The organism is Vibrio sp. AK197 (assembly GCF_053903115.1).
In genome coordinates, this window is record NZ_CP096430.1 from 2,060,863 (window position 1) to 2,084,297 (window position 23,435).

22 protein-coding genes are annotated in these 23,435 nt (G+C 44.8%); 3 read left to right on the top strand and 19 right to left on the bottom strand.

Annotated elements, in window-relative coordinates; genetic code table 11:
- Both lolA and M1D72_RS16675 read right to left on the bottom strand, forming a co-directional pair.
- Nucleotides 1-597: an outer membrane lipoprotein chaperone LolA gene (gene lolA / locus M1D72_RS16670; protein ID WP_456295928.1), complete on the bottom strand. Its 597-nt coding sequence runs from the start codon at nt 595-597 to the stop codon at nt 1-3.
- 93 nt (nt 598-690) lie between these two features.
- On the bottom strand, nt 691-1,308 hold the full coding sequence (locus M1D72_RS16675) for an SEC-C metal-binding domain-containing protein (RefSeq protein WP_456295929.1): 618 nt from the start codon (nt 1,306-1,308) through the stop codon (nt 691-693).
- A gap of 127 nt (nt 1,309-1,435) precedes the next feature.
- On the opposite strand from M1D72_RS16675, the gene dusC reads away from it, so the two are divergent.
- Nucleotides 1,436-2,392 carry a tRNA dihydrouridine(16) synthase DusC gene (dusC, locus tag M1D72_RS16680; RefSeq protein WP_456295930.1) on the top strand — a complete coding sequence of 319 codons (957 nt, stop codon included), beginning with the start codon at nt 1,436-1,438 and terminating at the stop codon, nt 2,390-2,392.
- Here the strand turns inward: dusC and M1D72_RS16685 are convergent.
- From M1D72_RS16685 to cysB, 6 genes are all read right to left on the bottom strand, one after another.
- Nucleotides 2,389-3,852 carry a sensor domain-containing diguanylate cyclase gene (locus M1D72_RS16685; protein WP_456295931.1) on the bottom strand — a complete coding sequence of 488 codons (1,464 nt, stop codon included), beginning with the start codon at nt 3,850-3,852 and terminating at the stop codon, nt 2,389-2,391. The genes dusC and M1D72_RS16685 overlap by 4 nt on opposite strands.
- Nucleotides 3,853-3,982: 130 nt before the next feature.
- Nucleotides 3,983-4,777, bottom strand: coding sequence for an ABC transporter ATP-binding protein (locus M1D72_RS16690; RefSeq protein WP_390189270.1), 795 nt, complete (start codon nt 4,775-4,777; stop codon nt 3,983-3,985).
- Nucleotides 4,774-5,718, bottom strand: a complete 945-nt coding sequence (locus tag M1D72_RS16695) for an ABC transporter permease (RefSeq protein ID WP_456295932.1) — start codon at nt 5,716-5,718, stop codon at nt 4,774-4,776. Before M1D72_RS16695 ends, M1D72_RS16690 begins: the two co-directional genes overlap by 4 nt.
- Before the next feature lie 59 nt (nt 5,719-5,777).
- Nucleotides 5,778-6,743: an ABC transporter substrate-binding protein gene (locus tag M1D72_RS16700; RefSeq protein ID WP_456295933.1), complete on the bottom strand. Its 966-nt coding sequence runs from the start codon at nt 6,741-6,743 to the stop codon at nt 5,778-5,780.
- 153 nt (nt 6,744-6,896) lie between these two features.
- Nucleotides 6,897-8,099 (bottom strand): methyltransferase, encoded by a 1,203-nt coding sequence (locus tag M1D72_RS16705; protein ID WP_456295934.1) that lies wholly within the window; start codon nt 8,097-8,099, stop codon nt 6,897-6,899.
- A gap of 61 nt (nt 8,100-8,160) precedes the next feature.
- Complete coding sequence (cysB, locus tag M1D72_RS16710) at nt 8,161-9,135, bottom strand: HTH-type transcriptional regulator CysB (RefSeq protein WP_390189265.1); 975 nt, start codon at nt 9,133-9,135, stop codon at nt 8,161-8,163.
- Nucleotides 9,136-9,434: 299 nt separating this feature from the next.
- On the opposite strand from cysB, the gene M1D72_RS16715 reads away from it, so the two are divergent.
- Together M1D72_RS16715 and miaE are read left to right on the top strand one after the other, a co-directional pair.
- Complete coding sequence (locus M1D72_RS16715) at nt 9,435-10,199, top strand: DNA repair protein (RefSeq protein WP_456295935.1); 765 nt, start codon at nt 9,435-9,437, stop codon at nt 10,197-10,199.
- A 150-nt stretch (nt 10,200-10,349) separates the two neighbouring features.
- Entirely contained in the window at nt 10,350-11,108 is a 759-nt protein-coding gene (gene miaE / locus M1D72_RS16720) for a tRNA isopentenyl-2-thiomethyl-A-37 hydroxylase MiaE (protein WP_456295936.1), read from the top strand.
- Nucleotides 11,109-11,147: 39 nt separating this feature from the next.
- On the opposite strand, the gene pyrF is transcribed toward miaE, so the two are convergent.
- From pyrF to clpX, 11 genes are all read right to left on the bottom strand, one after another.
- Nucleotides 11,148-11,843 (bottom strand): orotidine-5'-phosphate decarboxylase, encoded by a 696-nt coding sequence (gene pyrF / locus M1D72_RS16725; protein ID WP_456295937.1) that lies wholly within the window; start codon nt 11,841-11,843, stop codon nt 11,148-11,150.
- Nucleotides 11,844-11,949: 106 nt separating this feature from the next.
- Nucleotides 11,950-13,119 (bottom strand): lipopolysaccharide assembly protein LapB, encoded by a 1,170-nt coding sequence (lapB, locus tag M1D72_RS16730; protein WP_456295938.1) that lies wholly within the window; start codon nt 13,117-13,119, stop codon nt 11,950-11,952.
- 27 nt (nt 13,120-13,146) lie between these two features.
- The gene (locus M1D72_RS16735) at nt 13,147-13,428 is read right to left on the bottom strand and encodes a LapA family protein (RefSeq protein ID WP_390189257.1); all 282 of its coding nucleotides are present in this window, start codon (nt 13,426-13,428) and stop codon (nt 13,147-13,149) included.
- 140 nt (nt 13,429-13,568) lie between these two features.
- The gene (gene ihfB / locus M1D72_RS16740; protein ID WP_390189256.1) at nt 13,569-13,853 is read right to left on the bottom strand and encodes an integration host factor subunit beta; all 285 of its coding nucleotides are present in this window, start codon (nt 13,851-13,853) and stop codon (nt 13,569-13,571) included.
- A 190-nt stretch (nt 13,854-14,043) separates the two neighbouring features.
- Nucleotides 14,044-15,711 (bottom strand): 30S ribosomal protein S1, encoded by a 1,668-nt coding sequence (gene rpsA, locus M1D72_RS16745; protein ID WP_390189254.1) that lies wholly within the window; start codon nt 15,709-15,711, stop codon nt 14,044-14,046.
- 104 nt (nt 15,712-15,815) lie between these two features.
- A complete protein-coding gene (cmk, locus tag M1D72_RS16750; protein ID WP_390189252.1) occupies nt 15,816-16,502 on the bottom strand; it encodes a (d)CMP kinase in 687 nt (228 codons plus the stop codon).
- Between the two features lie 150 nt (nt 16,503-16,652).
- Nucleotides 16,653-16,964 (bottom strand): ComEA family DNA-binding protein, encoded by a 312-nt coding sequence (locus M1D72_RS16755; protein ID WP_456295939.1) that lies wholly within the window; start codon nt 16,962-16,964, stop codon nt 16,653-16,655.
- A gap of 142 nt (nt 16,965-17,106) precedes the next feature.
- Entirely contained in the window at nt 17,107-18,966 is a 1,860-nt protein-coding gene (gene ppiD, locus M1D72_RS16760) for a peptidylprolyl isomerase (RefSeq protein ID WP_456295940.1), read from the bottom strand.
- A gap of 169 nt (nt 18,967-19,135) precedes the next feature.
- Complete coding sequence (locus M1D72_RS16765) at nt 19,136-19,408, bottom strand: HU family DNA-binding protein (protein ID WP_390189246.1); 273 nt, start codon at nt 19,406-19,408, stop codon at nt 19,136-19,138.
- Between the two features lie 193 nt (nt 19,409-19,601).
- Nucleotides 19,602-21,953 (bottom strand): endopeptidase La, encoded by a 2,352-nt coding sequence (gene lon / locus M1D72_RS16770; protein WP_390189245.1) that lies wholly within the window; start codon nt 21,951-21,953, stop codon nt 19,602-19,604.
- A 118-nt stretch (nt 21,954-22,071) separates the two neighbouring features.
- Nucleotides 22,072-23,355 carry an ATP-dependent protease ATP-binding subunit ClpX gene (clpX, locus tag M1D72_RS16775; RefSeq protein WP_390189244.1) on the bottom strand — a complete coding sequence of 428 codons (1,284 nt, stop codon included), beginning with the start codon at nt 23,353-23,355 and terminating at the stop codon, nt 22,072-22,074.
- Nucleotides 23,356-23,435 lie beyond the last annotated feature (80 nt).

Genomic DNA, 23,435 nt, shown 5'->3' on the forward strand with positions numbered 1-23,435 from the left:
TTAATCCCTTTGGTCGTCCACCTCGACGCCTTGTGGAATCTCAAAGGTGAAGCGATCTTTGCTTGGTGTGGAAAGATCCACGTTATCAAACGTGAACTGGCTGCGCTGACCATCTTGCTCAATGACCCCAAAACCTTTTACAACGCCTTTAGCGCCAATTTCTAACTTGAATTGACCTTGGTTACTATCAGCAGCGGTTGGAGTCAGGGTGAACACATCTCCGTCTTGCGTCACGTTGTAGTTGTCCCAATCACTAGCACGATTACGTGTCAGGAGCACAAACGGCGTCTGCTCAGTCGCTTGCTCCTGCCAGTAGATACTAACTTGCTCAATAAATGGGCTGTAGTACCACAACGTTTTACCATCGGAAACAAGAATGTTCTCATCCGGCTGAGTCGTGGTCCAGCGAAAGAGGCTTGGACGTGCAATTTCAACTTGGCCTTCACCTTCCATGACCACTTCCCCGTCCGGCGCAGTCACGATTTGAGAAAAGTCGGCACTGAAACCCTCGGTCAATTGCAAACGTTGGTTTAATACGTCTTTCGGTGCAGCGATTGCACTCATACTCACAAAAAATAACGCTAACAATTTCTTCATTCAATTCGCTCCGTTGGCTAACGCCTTTATTTTCATTGCATTTTTCACTGAGTTATTCAGCGATATGATCGCGTTAGGTAAAAATTTTGTGGTTTAGTTCCCACAGCATTGCTTAAACTTTTTGCCGCTACCACAAGGGCATGGATCATTACGCCCTGTCTGTTTATATGGGTTCACACTTTGCGATTTTCCACCCATTAATGCTTCATCTGCCGCTAACGCGACTTCATTAATCATTAAATCAAGTTGAGGCGCCAACTCTGATAATGCCGGCGGATGCTCGAAGCCAGCTTGTTTCATTTGCTGCTGCGTTTGCTCTTCATCAATCGCGAGCATCATCACTGTCAGTAACGCTTGAAGCATTCGCGCCGTACCATCCGCTAACGTCGCTTGTTGCCACAAAGGCTCGACGACTGGCCAAACTTGCATAAATCCTTCAGCGAAATCCGCTAATGGCTCTTGACTTTGTGGGTAATGTACAAGGTCGAGTAACGAGTAATCACCACGCTTAAGCGCATGATACTGTTGGTGAATCTGCTCTGTTACCTTTTCGGCTAAGAAAGAACTTTGGTCACCAAAAAGTGGCGTTAACCATGTATTTGGATCCAGCGGTTCGCGGCTAATGTTGGCAGCTAAGATTGCACCTTCAATAAAATATTCGGATTCATCCAGCTCGGCGGTTTGGAGAATGCTAACGAGAGAATAACTCATTGGGTATCGCTTTTATGATCTAACTTAGCGCCATTATAACCAAAGCCAGCCTTCGAGGTCACTGAATAGGGTGACATTCGTTCGCATTCCCTCTAGAATCTTGCGTCTGATTTTAGAGGGACAATCCATGCGACTTGTTTTAGGCCCGATGGAGGGCGTTTTAGACCATTTAATGCGCGAACTACTCACCGAGATTAATGACTATGATCTTTGTGTGACGGAGTTCGTTCGTGTTGTCGACCAAAAACTGCCCGCCCACGTATTCCATCGTCTATGTCCTGAACTTGAACATGGCTCCATGACCAAATCGGGCGTTCCTGTTCACTTACAGTTACTCGGACAAGATCCTAAATGGATGGCAGAGAATGCCCACTTTGCCGCAGAGCTTGGTGCCAAAGGCATTGATATTAATTTCGGTTGCCCTGCGAAAACGGTCAATAAAAGCAAAGGAGGGGCTGCCCTACTTCAGCATCCAGAAATCGTCCATCAAGTTGTCAAAGCTTGCCGCGATGCGGTTCCTGATGATATTCCCGTTACAGCGAAAATCCGTTTAGGGTGGGAAAATCCGGATGACTGCTTTGAAATTGTTGACGCCGTTGAACAAGCAGGAGCAAACGAGCTTACCGTCCACGCTCGTACCAAGATGGCTGGATACAAAGCGGAGCACATCAAGTGGGAATACATCCGCCAAATTCGTCAACGCCATCAAATTCCGCTGATCGCTAATGGCGAAATTTGGGGATATGAAGATGGGCAGCGATGCCTTGAAACGACGGGGGTTGACTCTCTCATGGTGTGCCGCGGCGCATTTAATATTCCTAACCTTGGCAATATGGTGAAATATAACCATTCATCAATGCCATGGCACGATGTTGTTCGCTTGATGATCGCCTACTCACGTTATGAGATTAAAGGGGATAAAGGACTGTATTACCCAAACCGAATTAAGCAATGGCTTTCGTACTTACGCCAAGAATATCAGCAAGCAGATGACCTCTTCCGCTCAATTCGTCGTTATAATAAAGCAGCACCGATTGTCGATACCATCACCGACATTCATGCTCAGTTAACGGCTTGCGCTTAAAACACCAACTGATTCTTGCCAGACGTTTTCGCAATATACAATTTTTCATCCGCGGCTTTGAACAGTTTTTCAAAGTCGCTACGTTCAGAAACTCGCGTTACCTTAACCCCACCAGAAACGGTAAATCCGCCGTTTATAATCAAGTGTGAATCTTCACAAATTTGCTGTTTAATACGTTGCATAATGGTTTGCATTTGGTCACGGTCACCACAAGTCAAATAAATAACAAACTCTTCACCACCAAAACGCGCCGCCGCATCGGTGCCGCGAATGTTGTGTTCGATTTTATCCGCCATGTAGCAAATGACTTTGTCACCGATATCGTGGCCATAGGTATCGTTAATCGATTTGAAATTATCGATATCCAGCACCGCCAGTGCAATATCACCCGATTTAAGCGTATTGCGCCAAAAGTCCTCTAAGCCACGACGATTCAATAATCCAGTCATCGGATCCTTAGCCGCCAGCGCTTTAAAATGGCTACGCTCCATATTGCTGTTCACATAAAACAAAACAATCACTGACAGCATATAGATAAACGCAATTACGATTAGGCTATATTTTTCGAGCGCAAAAAAGCGCTGAACTTCACTTCCCCAATCAATTTGATAATACAGCGCATGATGAGTTTGCACCTCTGGAAGCTCAATCTTGTGTACCCTACGGGCGCTAAAAGGAATAGTTTCATCACGCGTGTTGATGATACGAATATTGCTGGCCAATACTTGGCTGTTTTGCAGTAATTTGGGCGCGTCAATATCCAAGGAGATCATGCCTTGATATTGTTCTTTGAAGAAAAAAGGCACAACGAGACTAAGAATACGTTTAGTAATAATGCGCGATGTACTGGGTCCAACAAGAGAGATCTGTGGCTCACTTTTGGCCGCTTCTATCCAATAAGAACGAGCTCGAATCGTATCGAGTAATTGTTTGGTAATATTTTTTGACAACGTGTCCGGTGAGGAAAAAACGTAGCCTTCACGGTCGATAAAGTGCACACCGAAAAGATAAGAGTCGAAATCATGAAGGAAAGAGAGCATGGGTGCCATCGCCACCTGTTGGGAAGCTCGGCGATAAAGCGGGTTTTGCGGGTCGCACATTTCAGGCGAGCCCACCATCATGTAGTTAAGTTCTTTTAACGGTGAAGCAACCATCGTTCCTTGCTGACCAGTCAACAAAGCATCAATAGGCCACATACGGCACAAACCATCTTCCACTAAGCGACTGTGCTTTAAAAATAAATCACTTCTCTTTTCTTTAAAGGCAGCAAAGCTATAATCAATTGCGGCGACCGCCTTTGTCGAACGAGTTAAAGCGCGCTGAATTCGGGAATACTCTACATCAATATAACGGTTTACCGTCTGATAATAATTGGTGATCGCTAAGGACAGAATAACTAATGACAACAGCGCTGGGACCAAAAAGACAAATTGTAGGCTGAAATGTCTTTGAACATTCATTATCACACTGACCTATAGAAAAAATAAAACTCATCAACAGCCTAAAGCAGTCAATGAGCCTTGTATTAAAAATCAGCCAATGGTCTCACAAGTTGTAATAATGCAATGTCAGAAGCAGGTAAACATCACACTAACTAAGTAGCAAGCTGTCGTCCGTCAGTTCCTCGCCTCGAACTTTACTAAACATTTCGAGTAAGTCAGGTACGCCCATATTTGCCCGCTGCTCGCCAGCAACGTCCAGAACAATTTGTCCTTGATGAAGCATAACCGTGCGGTCACCACACGCAAGTGCATCTTTCATTGAGTGAGTCACCATCATCACCGTCAGATTAAACTCATTAATGATCGTTTTCGTCAAATCAATGATAAACGCCGCCATACGTGGATCGAGCGCAGCCGTGTGCTCATCAAGCAACAATAGTTTACTGTCCGAAAGCGTGGCCATCACAAGGCTAACAGCCTGACGCTGCCCGCCAGATAATAGCCCGATACTATCCCCCAACCGGTCTTCTAAACCTAACCCGAGTATGCTGATACGCTCCTGAAATAACTTACGACGTTTTGATGATAATGACATGCTCCAACCGCGTTTCTTGCCACGCATATAAGCCATCGCCATATTTTCTTCAATAGTCAGTGCACCGCACGTTCCTGCCAATGGATCTTGAAATACACGCGCGCACTGCTGCGCTCGTTGGTCAACCCTTTGTTTAGTCACATCAAGATTATTGATGATAACGTTGCCGCCGACCATGGGTGTTTCTCCGGTGACCGCGCCAAGTAACGTCGATTTACCTGCGCCGTTTGAGCCAATCACCGTTAAAAATTGATGTTCCGGCACTTCCAACGAAACGCCGCGTAACGCTTTATTTTCTAGGATAGTGCCTGGGTTGAAGGTCACTTGAATATCTTCTAAACGAATCATGCTTTTTCTCCCGACGTTTTCACCTGCTTAGAGACCACTTCACTTTGAGCAGGCGCTCTACCCTTTTTTGATGAAAGGTTTCCTTTCAGTCGTGGAGCAATCAACGCGATAGCAACCAATACAGCGGTCACCAAATTGAGATCAGAGGCTTGTAAGCCAAACATACCTGAACTCAACGCGAATGCGACCGCAAGACGGTAAAGGACCGAGCCAACAATAACCGCTATCACCGCGACCCAGATTTTACGCCCAGGGATGAGTGTTTGACCCAAAATCACAGCGGCTAAGCCGACCACGATGGTCCCCACTCCGGAAGTTACGTCAGCAAAGCTGTTGGTTTGAGCAAACAGCGCTCCAGCAAAGCCGACAAAACCGTTGGATAAGGCGAGGCAAAAGTATGTATAAAACGCTGTACTTGCGCCTTGAGCGGCAACCATACGTGCATTAACCCCGGTAGCTCTAAGCCCCAACCCAAAATCACTGTTAAGCAACCTCACGACAAACACCGCGGAGAGGAACACCAGTATCGCCACCACAAGCGGGCGAATGTACATGGGATCCCCCATCGCCTCAAAGGGCGTTAGAATCGTCTCTTCACCCAATAAAGCTAAGTTTGGTCGTCCCATGATGCGAATGTTAATCGAAAATGCAGCAATCATGGTTAAGATAGAAGCAAGTAGATTTAGAATGCCCCAACGAACCGTTAGATAGGCAGTCACCCATCCTGTTATGGCACCCGCAACCATCGCTAATAAGGTTGCGAGCCATGGGTTAACTCCTGCAACAATTGCTGTCGCAGCTACAGCGGCGCCCATCGGAAAACTACCATCGACACTTAAATCAGGAAAATCGAGAACTCGAAAGGTAAGATAGACGCCTAACGCGACTAAACCGTATATGAGGCCAATTTCCAGGGCCCCAAAAAACGCAAAAGCAGACATAACGACTCCCTTTTCTGCTTAATAAGTCGGCATGTTGCCATGCCGATAATCATCACTTGTTATTTTACGCTGGTCGCGCGGTCCAGAACGGATTGCGGGATCGTCATACCAAGCTTGTCAGCAGCCGTTTTATTGATAACCAAATCAGACCCTTTTGCCACTTCGACATCGAGTGAGCCAGGCTCCTTGCCTTCAAGAATCGCAGCGACGTAATCGGCGGTTTGCACCCCAATTTGATAGTAGTCGAAACCGAGGCTGGCGATAGCACCACGCTCAACATACGAGGTTGCAGCGCCAAATACTGGGGTTTTAGATTGATTGGCAGCCACGATCATACCTTCAATTGCGCTGGCAACGGTATTATCGATAAGCGCGTAAATAATATCGGATTTTTCCGAGATCGCTTGGGTTGCTGATTGCACATCCGCGCTTTTTAACGCCGTCGCTTCAACTAGCTTTAAACCGTGTTTTTCCGTTGATTGCTTCAGAAGTTCCATCAAGCTAACCGCGTTCGCTTCGCCTGGATTATAAACCACACCAATCGATTTCACGTTCGGTAAAAGTTCTTTGATTAATTCCACGTGCTGCTCAACAGGCGACAAATCAGAAAGGCCTGTAACATTTTTACCCGGCTGCTTAAGGGTTTTCACCAACTTCGCACCGACAGGGTCTGTTACGGCTGTAAAGACAACGGGAATGGAACGGGTAGCCGACACCAAGGCTTGAGCAGTAGGTGTTGCAATACCGACTAGCACATCGGGGTTTTCACCAACAAATTGGCGAGCGATCTGCACAGCAATCGCTGGGTTACCCTGCGCGGTTTTATATTCAAATTCTAGATTTTCACCCTCTACGTAACCTTTCGCTTTCAGCCCATCTAAAAGACCTTGTCGAGTTGCGTCAAGAGCTGGGTGTTCTACGATCTGTGATACAGCGACTTTAGCGGTTTCCGCCATAATGCTGGTCGAGGAGAGTAACGCTGCGCCAGCGAGAACGGCCGTCGCAATAGCTTTGGTTGCTTTCATCTTAACTCCTTGATTTAAGCAATTTATTAATGTTGTGTTATATAATTATTAGTCGAGTGCACATTTCCTGCACTTAACTTCATTATTACCAATAAGTTTATCTAAAGGGAAGCAGGTTTTTAGCTTGATATAACAAAAAAGAGAGTTACGTAGTTATTCACTTGGCTTTGTTGCCTGAATCACCAAATTTCGTGGGGTGACCTCGCGCGAACAAAACACATTCACCGCGACTTGATAGCCATGCTCTTGCAGATACAAGGCCTTGTCCAACACAAGCCAGACCTCCAAAATCCGTTTGAAAGCCGACTGCACTAAGCTGAGCTTTTCCATACGCTCAAAACGTTGCTGGCCCAACTGTTGGTAATGCTCAAACTGTTGATTACGAAGGGTGAGATCTTTTTGCTCTGCAGCCCAGCGGCAAAATGCCTCAAAGCCCTGGCTGAGTAACGATTTTTTGATGCTAGGAATAGGTAAATATTGTTGATACCCCAGTTCGGCGCGCAGTAATTCATCAAACCCGAGTCGAAAGATCATTTCTTGCTGGCGATGGCGCTTAACCCGTTCACCACCGGTGACGATTTGCTGCAGTGGAATTCGTAACTCTTGCCGCGTGAGGTTTAGGCTTGAGGCTTGACCATACCCCGACAATGGTTGGTATGATTCAGACGCTGTTAGATGATAACAACAAGGAGAAATCGTCGTGGCCACCAAACCACGCTCAACCACCTTACGCAATAACGTTTGATGAAGATCACCACAAGCATGAAGAGCAACTGCATGTTGAGAAGGCTGCACAAACGCGTCGACCTCCTCTGACAGAACATCGATCTGCTGAAATTGCTGCCCTGTAATACCCAGCGTATTCACCAGCGTCTCTCCTGCATCGCATAACCCCTGTTGGTACTCGAGACTCAGCACCGGCTTTAAAGAGTGCACACACAGTTGACGCCCCAAAAATCCTTTCCCCGCACACCACTCTAGCCAACTGTCACCGAATGACGATGACAATGCATGAGCGCTTAGTGCTTGAATCTGCGAGAGTTTGCGTCCGGGTATTCCGTTGTCTAAAACCGAAGAAAGTGCAGGCAACGCCGAATGAATCGTTGCGAATTCAGTATACTTTGCCGCTTGTTGTAGGTCCTGAATATAAGGCGCAAGATGCCGTAGCAAATCAGCCTCAGACGCCAAAAGCGCATCGACCTCGGGAAATGATAATCTGTCTAACCATTGGCAAAGCTCATGATGACTACCCTGCCAAGGGTAAGCGGGATGTCGAGAGAGCTGAAAAGGTTCAAAACGCCACAGCGTTTGATGTTGAATTAAAAATGCGTCAAGAAACGCTAATCTATTTTGCATACATCCCCCTCAAAACAGAGTGCATTTTAAGGGGTGATACGGCGAGCACAAAGCGTTATTACTAGCGAACTGGCAATTCAATATCTTTAAACATTTCCTCGATTTCTGCATTAGACTTGAGAGAAATCGCCTGTTCAACCACAGGACGGGTCAAATGCGGAGCAAAACGTTCCATAAAATCAAACATATAGGACCGTAAAAATGTTCCGCGACGAAAACCGATACTCGTCGTACTGGCACCAAAAATATGGCTGGCATCAATCGCCACCAAATCGGTATCTTGTTTTTCATCGATTGCCATACTGGCTATCACACCAACGCCCATTCCCATTTTGACGTACGTTTTAATGACGTCTGCGTCAGTGGCGGTAAATACAACTTTAGGGGTGAGACCAACGCGATTAAAAGCAGTATCCAGTTCAGAACGCCCTGTAAATCCAAAGACATAGGTCACAAGAGGATAAGCCGCTAACTCTTCAATCGTGACTTTGTCTTTTTGCGCCAATGCATGGCCTTTAGGAACCACAATTGACCGATTCCAGTGATAACAAGGCAGCATCACCGCATCTTGATACAGATGGAGCGCTTCAGTCGCAATCGCAAAGTTCGCAGTCCCTTTGGCAATCGCCTCCGAAAGCTGAGTTGGGGTGCCCTGATGCATATGCAAAGAGACTTTAGGGTAGCGAGTCGTAAACCCTTTTATAACTTCAGGTAGTGCATAGCGAGCTTGAGTATGAGTCGTTGATATATTGAGAGTCCCCATTTCTGGATGGGTATGTTCACCTGCCACTGCCTTGATACTCTCAACACGCGACAAAATCTCTTGGGAAATGCGAATAATGTCTTCACCCGCTGAAGTGACTTGGGTAAGATGCTTGCCACTACGTTCGAAAATCTGAATGCCGAGCTCATCTTCCAACAATCTGACTTGCTTACTTATCCCTGGCTGGGAAGTATATAGACTTTCGGCCGTCGCGGACACGTTCAGGTTATGGTTGACGACTTCAACAATATACTTCAGCTGCTGTAACTTCATTACCGACCTCGTAGGCGTTGAGTGTTTCTTTGGTTGGAGAACATAGTTTATAATATTTAGTTATAACGCCGATTAAACTAAATTAATAGTAAAAATCATTGAGACTGTTGATTAAGTAAACAAAATCACGTAATTAGCCACTTATTTGTAATCCATCGCTCAGAAAAGCTTCCAGAACTACGGTTTACATCGCTTAACTAATAAAAAGGGTGATACGATTGATTTTATTTATAACTGCAGTGTTTTAACAGGATAGTGTATCCTTAGTATTAGCCGGTTGAATTGAAATTATGGGATTTATGAATATAGCTCTTATTATTGCTCTAGTTGTTGTCTTGCTAGTGCTTATCCTTGGTTACAACATTATGTTGCAATATAAGGTCAAAGCAGAAAGTGCTCGAAAACAAGAGAGTGCTCGTTATGTCGCTATTATCGACGCAACGGAAGAACTGATTGGCCACGCCCATCACCTCCCATACAGTAAAGAACTTTTGGTCTGTTTGAATAATCGAATTTTAGACGCACTCACCAATATGTACGAGCTAGACCCTAAAAATCGTCAATTGGAACAGCGCGTAGAATCAGTAAAGCAACAAATTAAGCAACTGCAAGAAAATTACCAAGGCGGTGATAGCAGTGCCTTTAAAGTCCCAAGTAGTGATAAACAAGCCATTGTCATGCTGAAGTTGGTTAAACGCCTTCGAGATACTATTCGCTCAGAACACAATAAAGGCCGCTTTGATACTCAAGCTTATGTTGCGGAAAACGGCCGACTTGAAACCATTCAAACACGCATCAACATTGAAAACGTCATTAAACGCTCAAAAGATGCCATCGTACGTGGTCAGCCAGGCACCGCATTGCAACTGTTGCGGAAAGGCTTAGACGTTCTTTCTACAAAAAATGATAACTACTCACTCCAAGCTCGTGACAAACTTCAAGCAATGCTAGATGAACTTGAGCAAAAACGTCAAAGCCGAAGTGCAGAGCAGTTACAACAGATTGAAGAAAAAGAACGCCAAGACGATATGGACGTCCTTTTTGGCGAAAAGAAAAAGTGGTAGATTATCCAAACTTACACAGTAAAAGCCGCCGAACTTGGGCGGCTTTTTTGATTTCACCGCTGTCGATTACCCGGCCCATACTGTACTTAATTCACCTCCGCTTTTTATTCATGATAAACTCGCGCCAGCTTTGTTAAATAAACCAGTATCATGTATCAAGAACTCTTAACTCCCATTCATCAATTTCTCGGTTGTACAACGCCCGAAGCTTGGATTGAACAAGCCCAGAAGCCGACAAGTTTACCGATTATCCTTCGCGATCACTTATTGTGTGAATTAAAAGCGGCTCAAAGCGCTGTGTTTCTCCTCAAGCGCTACGCGCTAACACCAGAAGGGATAGAGAGTATCACTCAGCTTGTCGCTCCCTATGAGCAGTACGCGTACAAATTAATTGGAGATCGTGAGAGTCTAAAAGGCAAAAACACACTATCAAAATTAATTAAGCCAAGAGCAGGCTGCCCTTATGGACAAGATATGATCGATAAAATGGTCTTGCTGATTCGAGAGGAGCTACATCATTTTTATCAAGTACTGGAAATTATCGAAGATAATGGCTTTGTCTATGAACCCATTCCTGCTTCACGTTATGCGAAAGGAATGATTAAACATGTTCGAACATATGAGCCCGAAGCGTTGGTAGATAAACTGGTGATTGGCGCATTTATCGAGGCGAGATCCTGCGAAAGATTTGCCAAACTGGCGCCTTACCTCAGCGAAGAAATTGGCAAGTTTTATGTGTCTCTTCTTCGTTCTGAAGCGAGACATTATCAGGACTACTTAGCGCTCGCCCAGTCTATATCTAACGATGATATTACACCAAGAATACAGCATTTTAGGCAGGTAGAAGCCGAACTGATCTCATCGCCAGATAGCGATTTTAAGTTTCACAGTGGTTCTCCAACTCGATAAAAAGAAAGCCCGTAAAGGGCTTTCTTTATTAAGCTAACATTAAGCTAACGAGGCATTAATTTGCTGCAAAACACCTTGAGGATCTTGCGCCTGAGTAATCGGCCGGCCAATCACAAGGTAATCAGATCCAACAGACATCGCTTCAACTGGCGTCATAATGCGGCGCTGGTCGCCCACCTCAGAGCCCGCAGGTCGAATACCTGGCGTAACCAACTTAAAGTCAGCGCCTAATTCGGCTTTCAGCATACTCGCCTCTTGAGCCGAGCAAACAACGCCATCTAGGCCAGAATTTTTAGTTAAGGTCGCCAAACGCTGAACCTGCTGTTGCGGCGTCACGTCAATACCAATACCGTTAAGGTCAGACTGTTCCATACTGGTCAGTACTGTTACACCAATGAGCAGAGGACGCTGTGCGCCATAAGGCTCAAGTATCTCACGCGAAGCTTGCATCATGCGCTCTCCGCCACTCGCGTGCACATTGACCATCCACACACCAAGCTCCGCCGCAGCTCGTACGGCTTTAGAACATGTATTAGGAATATCATGAAATTTTAAGTCCAAAAATACCGAGAAACCACGTTGATGAAGTTGTTTTACAAAATCAGGACCAAACAGAGTGAACATCTCTTTGCCCACTTTTAAGCGGCAGGAATTTGGATCAATCTTATCGACAAATGCGAATGCGTCTGCTTGATTTGCATAATCTAATGCCACGATTACTTTCTGGTCGGTCATTTCATCTCCCATTAATTAAAACTTCTACATCAATGATTTGTGCACGAGAGTGCGTTTTACAATTGGTCAAAAAAATGCAGCTAACGTCGTAGCTGCATTTCAAAAATTATTCACCATCCAATCCTCGAATTGGCTTAATGGTCCCCCACCCTTTACAGGAAGGACAATGCCAATATAACGAGTGCGTTGAAAATCCACATTTACGGCAACGGTAATGAGGTTTCACTTTCAATTGCTCACCAACGAGCTTTTGTAACGTCCCTAAACTCTCTTTAGCACGCCCTTCTTCCGCCTCGAGCAAATGGTAATCCATTAGACGGTAAAAACCTTTCATTGTCGGGTTCTTCACCAGTTGGCGAGTCAACATTTCTTGAGCAGAACCTGCGCCTTCATGCTGCGCCACCAATTGGGCGAGCATTAACTCCGCAGACACACCGGCCTTACTCGCGATACATTGGCGGAGAAAGTCCAGCAACTGGTCTTCTTGCCCTAAATGATGATAACAATCGGCCAGCGTTGGCAAAACTTCGCTGATGAAGTCAGAATCCTGCTCCAAAACTTGAGTCAGATACTCGACCGTTTGTTGATAGTCTTGGCGCCCTAGATAAAGTTTGCCGAGTGCAATACTTGCGCGCACGCAACGCTTATCTTCTTGTAATGCCTTTTTGAAGTATTGAATGGCTTTTTCGTTATGGCCATCAGCTTGCTGCTGCATGGCTAACTCACACCAGAAGTGACCAATCGCGGAGCGCATACGTCGCTTACCGGCTTTTACCAAAATACTGGCGTAGTGAATCGCTTTTTCCCATTCTCGGGTTTGCTGATAAATCGAAACAAGTTGATATAGCGCCGCTTCTTTGTGATCGGGTTCATCAACAAGTTGCTCAAAGATTTTTTCTGCTCGGTCAAGAAACCCGGACACCATGTAATCTTTGGCTAACTGTTGCAGCGCAATATTTTTTTGATCAATGGTTAACCCTGAACGTGAAATCAAGTTCTGGTGAATACGAATAGCGCGATCAACCTCTCCGCGCGAACGAAACAAGTTCCCTAGCGCTAAGTGGGTATCTATGGTCTCATTATCGACCTGTAGCAGCTCGATAAAGTGATCAACCGCTTTATCGGATTGGTCTGAAAGTAATAGGTTCAGACCTGTCACATATTGACGTGATATCTGGTTGGACTGCTTCTGCTTATCTTGCTGAGCACTGCGATTCCCCATGTACCAGCCATAGGCGGCGGCAATCGGCAGTAACAAGAAGAGTATTTCAAGCATTGAGTATTGTGCCTATCCGTGTGTAATTTATGCTTTTTTTTGCTCCTCAGCTTTGTCAGTAATGGCTGAGAGTTTCTTCAACTGTTTATTGAGTTTGCGAACTTGCATGCGAGATTTCAAATGCAAACCACCAAAGATTAGCCATGCGATAGCGAAACCAATCACAAACACAACACCAAGTAATGTAGATAGGTGGAACTCACCCTGTGCAAGCAAATAATTGAAAGTCACGACATCTTGGTTCTGAGATCCAAGAGCCAGAGCGATAAGGAAAAGAGCAAGCACAGCTATGATTTTTATAATTTTCATGTTCCATCACCTTAGCAAAGTAGCGGATAAGATTATGCAGTAAAAGTTCGTAACAAACCATGAGAATATTACGTATCGATACCATAAAAAAACGGCACACGATAGTATGCCGCCTTTTGGTGTATCATTGCAAAGATCAGCTAGAGAGATTCATTCACTCGCTCACGTAGCTCTTTACCTGGCTTGAAGTGAGGCACAAATTTACCTTCTAACTCCACTTTATCCCCAGTTTTTGGGTTACGTCCGACACGTGGTTCGCGGTAATGAAGAGAGAAACTACCGAAACCGCGAATTTCGATTCTGTCTCCACGTTCCAGTGTTGATGCCATGTGCTCCAAAATATCTTTAACTGCGTCTTCAATCTCTTTCGCCGAAAGATGTGTTTGCTCAGCACAGAGTCTTTCAATTAATTCAGACTTAGTCATAGTTTCCCTCTTAGAGTAATTTATCACTTATTATAGTAAGTAATATCAATTCCAACAAACACTTGGGTATAATTCTAGCGTTTTTTGTCCAAGCTGCATAACAATTCCTGTCATAATTTGTACAAATATTGTTAGGTTTGCGGGAAATAAAAAAGGAGCCCTAAGGCTCCTTTTTGATCAAAAAGTGAAATTATTCACCTTTTGCAGCTTTAAATGCGTCAGCCATAGCGTTACCGAAACCACCTTCGTCTTGGTTCAGTGTTGCCATTGCTTCTTGCTCTTCAGCTTCGTCTTTCGCTTTGATAGATAGGTTGATTACGCGGTTTTTACGGTCAACGCCAGTAAATTTCGCTTCAACGCTATCACCAACACTCAAGATTAGAGAAGCATCTTCAACGCGGTCACGTGAAATTTCAGAAACGCGGATGTAACCTTCTACGCCTTCTTCAAGTTCAATTGTTGCGCCTTTAGCATCAACAGCAGTCACAGTACCGTTAACTAGAGTACCTTTCTTGTTGTCAGCAACGTAAGCATTGAATGGGTCGTTTTCCATTTGCTTGATGCCTAGAGAAATGCGCTCACGCTCTGCATCTACAGCTAGAACTACTGCAGAGATTTCGTCGCCTTTCTTGAATTCACGTACTGCTTCTTCACCTGGAACGTTCCAAGAGATGTCAGATAGGTGAACTAGACCATCGATGCCGCCATCAAGACCGATAAAGATACCGAAGTCAGTGATAGACTTGATCTTACCAGTTACTTTGTCGCCTTTAGCTTGCGCTTCAGCGAAAGATTGCCATGGGTTAGCTTTACACTGTTTCAGACCTAGAGAGATACGACGACGTTCTTCGTCGATTTCAAGAACCATAACCTCAACTTCGTCGCCAACATTAACAACTTTAGATGGGTGGATGTTCTTGTTAGTCCAATCCATTTCAGAAACGTGTACTAGACCTTCAACGCCTTCTTCGATTTCTACGAAGCAGCCGTAATCAGTTAGGTTAGTAACGCGACCAGTTAGTTTGTGACCTTCTGGGTAACGCTTAGCGATTGCTACCCATGGATCTTCACCTAGCTGTTTCAGACCTAGAGATACACGAGTACGCTCACGGTCGAACTTAAGAACTTTAACAGTGATTTCATCACCAACGTTAACGATCTCAGATGGGTGTTTAACGCGTTTCCAAGCCATATCAGTGATGTGTAGAAGACCATCAACACCACCTAGGTCTACGAACGCACCGTAGTCAGTAAGGTTCTTAACGATACCTTTAACTTCGCTACCTTCTTGTAGAGTTTCTAGAAGCTCTTCACGTTCTACGCTGTTCTCAGATTCGATTACTGCGCGACGAGAAACAACAACGTTGTTACGCTTCTGGTCTAGCTTGATTACTTTGAACTCTAGCTCTTTGTTTTCTAGGTGAGCAGTGTCACGGATAGGACGTACGTCTACTAGAGAACCAGGAAGGAAAGCACGGATACCGTTTAGTTCAACAGTGAAACCGCCTTTCACTTTACCGTTGATGATACCAACAACAGTTTCAGCTTCTTCGTATGCTTTCTCAAGAACGATCCAAGCTTCGTGACGTTTCGCTTTCTCACGAGAAAGTTGAGTTTCACCGAAACCATCTTCAACAGCGTCTAGAGCTACGTCTACTTCAGCGCCAACTTCAACTTCAAGTTCGCCTGCAGCGTTCTTGAATTGTTCAGCTGGGATAGCAGACTCAGATTTAAGACCAGCGTCAACAAGAACGAAACCGTTCTCGATAGCTACTACAGTACCTTTAACGATGCTGCCTTGTTGAAATTCAGTTTCGTTTAGAAACTCTTCAAAGAGTTGAGCAAAAGATTCAGTCATTTAGTTAATCTTCAATAAATTAAACGTCCACGGGTGTCCTACCACATGGGGTTATTAAATTCGCCAGTCATCATCCTTGCGACCAACGCTCTATCAGACAAGCTTTATAGTGAGCTTGCCAGTTTAGATTCTATATATTGTAGTGCTTGAACCACGACCTCGTCGATAGACAAGGAGGTTGAATCGAGCACTAATGCATCGTCCGCAGGGCGCAAAGGCGCAACAGGGCGGTTACGATCGCGATCATCCCTTTCTTGGATCTCGCTTAAAAGGGCGTCAAATTTAACATCTAGCCCCTTGTCTTGCAACTGCTTCATACGGCGAGCCGCCCTTTCTTCAGCACTTGCATCTAGGAATATTTTTGCTTGGGCTTCTGGGAATACGATGGTGCCCATATCTCGACCATCTGCGACCAAACCTTGGCCATCAGCAAACGCTCGCTGACGACGCAGCAATGCTTCACGAACTCGCGGAAAGGCAGCCACTTTCGATGCCGCCATGCCAGTCTCTTCTTTACGCAATTCTCCAGAGACATCTTCGCCTTCGAGAATAACCTTAACTAAGTCACCTTCAGCAATAAATTGGACATCAAGATGAGTCGCTAAAGGAACTAAGGCGTCTTCCGACTCAACATCAACCCCATGATGTAAGGCTGCTAAAGCGAGAACACGATATATCGCGCCAGAGTCTAACAAATTAAAATTGAGTTGTTTCGCCAATAACATACAAAGGGTGCCTTTGCCTGCACCACTTGGTCCATCTACCGTAATTACCGGTGTTTGTGAGGACATCTTTTACTCCACTTTCATTATTATCTAGGCTTCTATTTTCCTAGTTGGTCGCGGCAATGAATTATAATGCGAATGGTAGGCGGGTGCCAGTAAGAATGGGATTTAGAATGGAATTGAAGTGTTCAGCCAGCCAAACACTGGCTGAAAATTTTACAGTTTAATTCGCTCAAGGTTCTTTTCTAAAATTGAAGCACCAATACCTTTAACTTTGGTCAGATCTTCAGCCGCTGCAAATTGTCCGTTTTTCTGTCGGTAATCAACGATCGCTTGCGCTTTTGACATGCCAATTCCGGTCAAAAGAGCAGAAAGTTCTTCAGAGCTGGCTTGGTTAATATTCACCGTGATTTCTATCCCTGCTTGCTTAGGGTTTTCCTCTTGAGCATGAGCGAAGTTAAAAAGCGGAAAAGTGAGCAAAAGAATCAGTAATGGCTTGATGATATGGAAGTTGAGTGGCTGTTTCATGGTCTTTCCTTAGTTGGGTTATACAGCGGTTATCAATAACCTAATTAGGAAATAGCCCACTCTCCACCACTTCACCCTCAAAATAATAAGGGCCGCGAATGCGACCCTTATTGATATATTTAAATATTACATCAGGAGTTGATTACTGCCCCACCGCGTAATACTCGATATCCGTATTGTTACGCAAAATATTAAGTAAGCCGTTTAAGTCTTGCTGGGCACTCATCTGCACCATTTGCTGTCCAATACGTTCGTTCATTTCAGAATCGACGTTTGCTTCTACATTATCTAACTCTACGATCACCACATTACCGTCAGCGTCTTGAGTTTGTGCATAGTGTTTAGTGTCATCACTCGGTTTTGGCATAGAGAACACACGTTCTGCTAGTGGGGAACTACGGTCAATTTTCTCAAGTTCCCCGAAAGCCACCCCATTTTGCTCAAGCACACTATCGTCGCCTTTTTCTAATGCTGTAACCAGCTTATCGGCAAGCTCCATTGCTTGTTCTTGACCTTGGTCATCTGCAATCGCGGCAACTACGTCATCACGAACCTCTTCGAGAGGCAGCACTGTTTCTGGGCGGAGATCGTTTACTCGAACAACGATGACATGCTCAGGAGCCACTTCCAGCACTTCTGAGTTTAAGCCATCTTCTTTCACTTCCACGGTATTGAGCGCATCGAGAATTTGTGGTGCAGTCAATAGCTCTGGCGCGTCTTGCTCTGAAACAAAATCAGTCTCTTTGATTGGCTGTCCAATCACTTTAGCCGCTTCATCTAGCGAATCAGGGCTTTCAAAAGCCACTGTTTCTAACTCATTTTGCAGCTCATAGTATGTATCAAGCGCTTGCTGTTCTGATAACTCAGCAACAATGTCAGACTTAACGTCATCGAATGGTTTTGACTCTGGCGCTTTAACATCGTCGAGTTTGATGATGTGGTATCCAAACGAAGATTTTACTAGGCCAGATACATCACCTACGTTTTCGAGCGAAAAGGCAGCCTCTTCAAATGCAGGATCCATCACATCGTGCTCAATCCAACCAAGCGAACCACCTTGTTCTGCACTACCGACATCTTCAGATTGCTCTTTAGCCACAGCAGTAAAGTCAGCACCGTTATTCAGTTGGTCAAGAATGGCTTGGGCTTTTTCTTCATCATCCCCTTGAACCAAAATATGGCTCACTTTACGTTGTTCCGCCGTTGAATATTTATCAAGATGTTCGTTGTAGTATGCTTTCGCATCTTCATCCGTCACTGTAACGTTGTCTTTCAACTGATCTGCTGACAGTTCAACATACGCAATTTTCATCTGTTCTGGGCGGGTATAATCATCCTGATGTTCGTCGTAATACGCTTGTACTTCGTCGTCACTTGGAGAGACTTTTGCCGCGTAGTCGTCAATGTTAAGCGTTAACGAACGAATGTCGCGAGTTTGAGTGATCAGCTTACCTTGTGCTTCAACTTCACTTTGCAATGAGAAATCACTGCCTTGAATCGCTGATAACAGCTGGTTACGAACCAAATCTTGGCGCAAATATTCAGCAAAGTTCTCTGGTGTATACCCTGCTCGGCGTAACGCTGATTGATAAATTTGCTGATCAAATTCACCATCGGTCTGGAACTGTGGCATATCAAGAATCATTTGACGAACTTGCGCATCACTAACACGCAGACCTAATGACTCAGCATGCTGCTGAAGTAGGCGGTCGTTAATCAAACGGTCCAACACTGATTTACGGAATGAAGCGACGTATTCAGGGTCGCCCAAAAGATTGGAAAAGTAGTCACCGAGTTGCGATTGCATGCGGTTGCGTTCGTTTTGATACGCTTGCTCAAACTCACCACGACCGATTTCGGAATTACCGACTTTTGCCGCTGCGTTATTGCTACCACTGACCAAGTAACTGCCTATACCAGCAAAAACAAAAGATAGGATAATCAGTCCTAAAATAATTTTTACCGCGATGCTATTCACGCCTTCGCGTAACCGCTCCATCATAATTTAACTACTCTCCAGGAAGATTGCTGTACCCATTGAGGGCTTGTAGGTACGAAGCTTTAATATCTCAAAAATTAATAGCGCGATGATACCAGAAAAAGAAATGCGCATCAGTATGATGCGCATAATTTAAAAAGGTTCTAAAAAATTAGCCGTTACGGCCATTTTATTAGTTACAAGCGTCTTTAAGTGCTTTACCAGCTTTGAATGATGGAACTTTCGCTTCTGCGATTTGGATTTCTTCGCCAGTTTTAGGATTACGGCCAGTACGTGCAGCACGAGTACGTACACTAAAAGTACCAAAACCAACAAGCGCTACTTGGTCACCAGATTGAAGCGTATCACTTACTGCTTCGATGAATGCGTCAAGCGCACGACCCGCTGACGCTTTAGAGATGTCTGCGTTGCCAGCAATTTTTTCTACTAATTGTGTTTTATTCACTGTGATTCCCCTTTAGGTCACCAATTATTATTTTTTTTGGTGACGGTCGTTCCATTAAGTTTCAAAGATAACGCAAAACCTTATATATCAAGGCTTCACGCTATACTCGCTAAAGTTAGCGTCCAAAAAAAACGCTGACAAGCCTTTTTTGGACTTATCAGCGTAATCTTTTACTTATTTTTGCTACATATCACTATTTTACGACGTCTAGCTCAACACCTGCGGGGTGTCGCTCTAATGCTACCGTCAAAACTTCATCAATCCATTGTACTGGAATCACCTTAAGATCTGCGATGACATTATCCGGAATATCCTTCAAATCACGCTCGTTGTCTTTCGGAATCAGTACGGTTTTGATGCCGCCGCGATGCGCAGCGAGAAGCTTCTCTTTCAAACCACCAATCGGTAATACTTCACCACGCAGAGTAATCTCACCCGTCATAGCGACTTCAGCTTTCACAGGGTTACCTGTTAAGCTTGAAACGAGAGCAGTACACATTGCGATACCCGCACTTGGACCATCTTTAGGCGTGGCGCCTTCTGGTACGTGAACGTGAATATCTCGTTTTTCGTAGAAATCTTCGTTGATGCCTAATTTCTCGGCGCGAGAACGTACAACCGTCATTGCCGCTTGGATTGACTCTTGCATCACATCACCAAGAGAACCGGTTTGCGTTAGCTTGCCTTTGCCTGGCATTGATTGAGTTTCGATAGTCAGCAGGTCACCACCGACTTCCGTCCAGGCGAGACCAGTAACTTGGCCGATCCGGTTGCTGTCATCCGCTTTACCGTAGTCAAAACGTTGAACACCAAGATACTCTTGAAGGTTGTCCATATTGACAGTAACACTCTTCAGATCTTTATCGAGCAAGATGTTCTTAACCGCCTTACGGCAAATTTTTGAAATCTCACGCTCAAGATTACGTACGCCTGCTTCACGAGTGTAATAACGGATAACACCAATAATGGCGGAATCCTCAAGCACGATTTCATTCGGTTTCAAACCATTACGTTTAATCTGTTTCTCTACCAAGTGACGTTTAGCAATGTTTAGCTTCTCATCTTCGGTATACCCAGAAAGACGAATGACTTCCATACGATCCAGTAGTGGCCCTGGAATATTCATCGAGTTTGAAGTCGCAACAAACATCACATCTGATAAATCGTAGTCAACTTCAAGGTAGTGGTCGTTAAACGAGTTATTTTGTTCAGGGTCAAGCACTTCAAGCAATGCAGAAGCAGGGTCGCCACGCATATCCGACGACATCTTATCGATTTCATCGAGTAGGAACAGTGGGTTTTTAACGCCAACTTTCGACATTTTTTGAATCAGCTTACCTGGCATCGAACCAATGTAAGTGCGTCGGTGACCACGAATTTCCGCTTCGTCACGTACCCCACCTAAAGCCATGCGAACGTATTTACGCCCTGTGGCCGCGGCGATCGAACGTCCAAGAGATGTTTTACCAACCCCAGGAGGACCAACCAAGCAAAGGATAGGCCCTTTAAGCTTGTTGATTCGGTTTTGCACCGCTAAGTATTCAAGGATGCGATCTTTTACGCGCTCTAGACCATAATGGTCTTCGTTAAGAACTTCTTCCGCTTTTGCCAAGTTCTTCTTAACTTTTGAGCGCTTGTGCCATGGCACGCCGATCATCCAATCGATATACCCGCGAACAACCGTCGCTTCTGCCGACATTGGCGACATCATTTTTAGCTTTTGCAGCTCTTGTTCGGTTTTTTCGCGCGCCTCTTGCGGCATCTTCGATTCTTCGATTTTCTGCTTCAGCGTTTCAAATTCGTCTGGCGCTTCATCCATCTCACCAAGTTCTTTCTGAATGGCTTTCATTTGCTCATTCAAATAGTACTCACGCTGGGATTTTTCCATCTGCTTCTTCACGCGGCCACGGATACGCTTCTCAACTTGCAGTAAGTCAATTTCCGATTCCATTTGCCCCATCAAGAACTCAAGACGCTCGGTCACATCCAAAGCTTCCAGAACTTTCTGCTTATCGGCAAGTTTTAATGGCATGTGAGCGGCGATGGTATCTGCAAGACGCGCAGCTTCATCAATGCCATTAAGTGAGGTCAAAACTTCCGGTGGAATCTTCTTATTGAGCTTAATGAAACCTTCAAATTGATTGATGGCACTGCGAACAATCACTTCCTGCTCACGTTCATCAAGCTCTGGCGTCACGAGATATTCTGCGTCCGCCGTAAAGAATTCGTTGTCAATAAATTGATTTATTTTCGCACGTTGCTGGCCTTCAACCAGTACTTTTACCGTACCATCTGGCAATTTCAATAATTGCAGAATGGTCGCAATGGTACCAACTTCAAACAAATCGTCTTTTGACGGTTCATCGGTATCTGCTTCTTTTTGCGCGACCAACAATACTTGCTTGTTGTTATCCATCGCTGCGTCAAGGCAGGCGATCGATTTCTCACGACCAACAAACAAAGGAATTACCATATGCGGGTAAACTACTACGTCTCGCAGAGGTAGTACTGGGATCTCGACACGTTCGGAACGTTCCAAGTTCATATTAATCTCTCTTCCGCTTACTCTCTTTTGCAGTATATGGGGGCTAATTGATTGGATTCAATGGAAGAATAAAAAAAAGGAGGCTTGAATTGCCTCCTTTAGATGTTAAGTCAGAAAATTAGGACTCTGCGCCCGCTGCTTGGTTGTCTGAATTGCTGTAAATCAACAATGGGTCAGATTCCCCTTTAATCACAGACTCATCAATCACAACCTTGCTGACATCATCCATTGAAGGAAGATCGTACATGGTTTCAAGTAAGACACTTTCAAGGATTGAACGTAAGCCACGAGCACCAGTTTTACGTTCCATTGCTTTTTTAGCAATAGCACGGAGTGCATCTTCACGGAACTCTAGCTCGGCATCTTCCAATTCAAATAGCGCAGCGTATTGTTTGGTCAACGCGTTCTTTGGTTCGCACAAGATTTGAATCAACGCTTCTTCGTCAAGTTCAGTCAATGTTGTCGTGACCGGTAGGCGACCAATGAATTCTGGAATCAAACCGTATTTGACCAAATCTTCTGGCTCTACTTTCATGAACAGCTCACCGACAGTCTTAGACTCATCTTTAGAGCGAACCTCTGCGCCGAAACCAATACCTGTACCTGTTGCAACACGCTGGTCAATCACTTTATCTAGGCCAGCGAAAGCGCCACCACAGATAAAGAGAATCTTCGACGTATCAACTTGCAAAAACTCTTGTTGAGGATGCTTACGACCACCTTGAGGTGGAACCGAAGCCACAGTACCCTCAATTAATTTGAGCAGCGCTTGCTGAACACCTTCGCCAGACACATCACGGGTAATTGATGGGTTCTCAGCTTTGCGAGAAATCTTGTCGATTTCATCAATGTAGACAATACCGCGTTCGGCTTTCGCTACATCGTAATCGCATTTTTGCAGCAGTTTCTGAATGATGTTTTCGACATCTTCACCGACATAACCTGCTTCAGTCAGGGTTGTCGCATCTGCCATCGTAAACGGTACGTCTAGGAAACGAGCCAAGGTTTCAGCAAGCAATGTTTTACCACTACCCGTTGGACCAATGAGAAGAATATTACTCTTACCGAGCTCTACGCCTTCACTCGTGGTGTCTCCATTTCGTAAACGCTTGTAGTGGTTGTAAACAGCAACCGCTAACACTTTTTTCGCGTAATCTTGCCCAATCACATAATCATCAAGGTGTTCACGAATCTCACGTGGCGTTGGCAACGCCTCCGATTGTTTCTTAGGAAGAACATCTTTGATTTCTTCACGAATGATGTCGTTACATAGATCGACACATTCATCACAAATGTAAACGGATGGGCCAGCAATTAATTTGCGAACTTCGTGTTGGCTTTTGCCACAGAAAGAGCAGTAAAGAAGCTTACTACCACTGCTCTCTTTGCCTTTATCTGTCATTCGCTAACCTCTTAGCCTTTAACTCTTTATAGATTGAGTGTATATCAAATTAGCTTGAATTGCGCTAAACAATCCGCGCG